The organism is Mesorhizobium sp. M1E.F.Ca.ET.063.01.1.1 (assembly GCF_003998155.1).
Taxonomy (GTDB): domain Bacteria; phylum Pseudomonadota; class Alphaproteobacteria; order Rhizobiales; family Rhizobiaceae; genus Mesorhizobium.
Genome location: NZ_RZSC01000842.1, coordinates 1 through 2,396, shown reverse-complemented (window position 1 = coordinate 2,396; position 2,396 = coordinate 1). Strand labels below are relative to the sequence as shown.

At 63.5% G+C, this 2,396-nt stretch carries 3 protein-coding genes; all 3 read right to left on the bottom strand.

Features of this window, described 5'->3' with window-relative positions:
- Window positions 1-18 precede the first annotated feature (18 nt).
- The gene (locus EOA29_RS33185) at window positions 19-903 is read right to left on the bottom strand and encodes a 2-hydroxy-3-oxopropionate reductase (RefSeq protein WP_126094130.1); all 885 of its coding nucleotides are present in this window, start codon (window positions 901-903) and stop codon (window positions 19-21) included.
- A gap of 196 nt (window positions 904-1,099) precedes the next feature.
- Complete coding sequence (gene otnI, locus EOA29_RS33180) at window positions 1,100-1,897, bottom strand: 2-oxo-tetronate isomerase (RefSeq protein WP_126094131.1); 798 nt, start codon at window positions 1,895-1,897, stop codon at window positions 1,100-1,102.
- 27 nt (window positions 1,898-1,924) lie between these two features.
- Window positions 1,925-2,396: thiamine pyrophosphate-dependent enzyme (locus EOA29_RS33175; protein ID WP_245468658.1), on the bottom strand; the 472-nt coding region annotated here is incomplete at its 5' end.

Genomic DNA, 2,396 nt, shown 5'->3' with positions numbered 1-2,396 from the left:
CCTATTCGCTATTCGCTGCTAGGCCACTTCGTGGCCTGCCATCCGCTCCAGCGCCCTCACCAGCGCCGAGTGGTCTTCCTTCGATCCGCCATTGGCGGCACAGGAATTGAACAGCTGCTGCGTCGTCGAGGTGTTGGGCAACGCAACGCCGAGCGCCTTGGCGCCTTCGAGCGCCAAATTGAGGTCCTTCTGGTGCAATTCGATACGGAAGCCCGGCGCGAAGGTCCGCTTGATCATGCGCTCGCCATGCACTTCCAGGATGCGCGAGGCGGCGAGCCCGCCCATCAGCGCCTGCCTGACCTTCGCCGGATCGGCGCCCGCCTTTGAGGCGAAAACAAGAGCTTCGCCGACGGCTTCGATGGTGAGCGCCACCACGATCTGGTTTGCCACCTTGGTGGTCTGGCCGACACCGTTCGGCCCGACCAGCGTGATGTTCTTGCCCATCTTCTCGAACACGGGCTTGGCGCGCTCGAACGCCTTTTCCTCGCCGCCGACCATGATGGTGAGCGAGGCCGCCTTGGCGCCGACCTCGCCGCCCGACACCGGCGCGTCGAGATAGTCGCAGCCGAGATCGTTGATCTTCTTGGCGAATTCCTTGGTCTCGATCGGCGAGATCGAGCTCATGTCGATGACGAGCTTGCCCTTGGACAGACCTGAAGCGACGCCATTCTCGCCGAAGAGCACGTCGGCGACCTGCGGCGTATCCGGAACCATGGTGATGATGATGTCGGCGGCCTTGGCCACCGCGTCATTGCCGCGGACCGTTTTCAGCCCCTTGGCGACGAGATCGGCCGGTGGCTTGGAGCGATGGTCGCTGGCGACGACCGGATAGCCTGCGTCGAGCAGATGCCCCGCCATCGGCGCGCCCATGATGCCCAGCCCGATGAAGCCGATGGTTTCCATTGTCTTGCTCCCTAGACGTCTTTCTTCAAATGTATCGACGGGTTGGCGCCGCCCCTCATCCGCCTGCCGGCACCTTCTCCCCGTGTAGTGACGGGGAGAAGGGAGCGCTCCAGCGCCGGCGCCCCCCTCTCCCCGTTCTTCACGGGGAGAGGGTAAGGGTGAGGGGCAAGCGCCGACGCTTCACAATTCCTGGCACCTAAGCCGCCGCACTCCCCTGCCCGGCGAATTCCCGGAACCAGCCGAGTCCTGCCTCCGTGCCGGCCTTCGGCTTGTATTCGGCGCCGATCCAGCCGGAATAGCCGAGACGGTCGATGTGCTCGTAGAGGAAGGGATAGTTGATCTCGCCCGTCCCCGGCTCGTGACGGCCGGGATTGTCCGCAAGCTGGATATGCGCGATGCGGCCGAGGTTCGCCTCGATGGTACGGGCGAGATCCCCCTCCATGATCTGCATGTGGTAGATGTCGTATTGCAGGAACACGTTCTTCGAGCCGATGCGGTCGATCAGCGCCAGCGCCTGGTGCGTGTGGTTCAGGAAGAAGCCCGGAATGTCGCGGGTATTGATCGGCTCGATCAGCAGCCTGATGCCGGCCTGCTCCAGCTTCTCGGCCGCGAAGGCGAGGTTCTCGGCAAAGACGTTTTCCAGCACGGTGCGATCGGCGCCCTGCGGCGCGATGCCGGCAAGGCAGTTGATCTGCTCGCAGCCCAGCGCGTGGGCGTAAGCGATCGCCTTGGCGACACCCTGGCGGAATTCCGGCACGCGGTCGGGCAGCGCGGCGATGCCGCGCTCGCCCTTCGCCCAGTCGCCGACCGGCAGGTTGAAGAGGACTTGGCTGAGGCCGTTCTTCTTCAGGCGCGCGGCAACGACATCGGGCGCATGGTCGTAGGGGCCGATATATTCGATGCCCTTGAAGCCGGCGCGGGCTACCGCATCGAAGCGATCGAGGAATTCATGCTCGCCGAAGAGCATCGACAGATTGGCTGAAAAACGCGGCATTCTTTTTCTCCTTCTTTCCGCTATGCCCTAGTCCAGCATCACAATGGCCGTGGGGGCATCCTCGTGGCTCTCGGCAAGCTCCTCGAATTCGGTGATCTTGTCGATTTCCGTGCCCATGGAAATGTTGGTGACGCGCTCGAGGATGAATTCGAGAACGACCGGAACCTGATGCTCCTTCATCAGCCGCTCAGCCTCCTTGAACGCGCCCGCGAACTCTTCCGGCTTGCGCACGCGGACAGCCTTGCAGCCCATCGCCTCGGCGACGGCGACATGGTCGACACCGTAGCCGGCCTCGGGATCGTCGGCGCGGTTGACGTTCTCGAAGGCGAGGCTCACCTCGTAATCCATCGAGAAGCCGCGCTGCGCCTGGCGGATCAGGCCGAGATAGGCGTTGTTCACGACGACATGGATGTAAGGCAGCTTGTGCTGCGCGCCGACCGCCAGTTCCTCGATCATGAATTGGAAGTCGTAGTCGCCGGAAAGCGCCACGATATTCCGA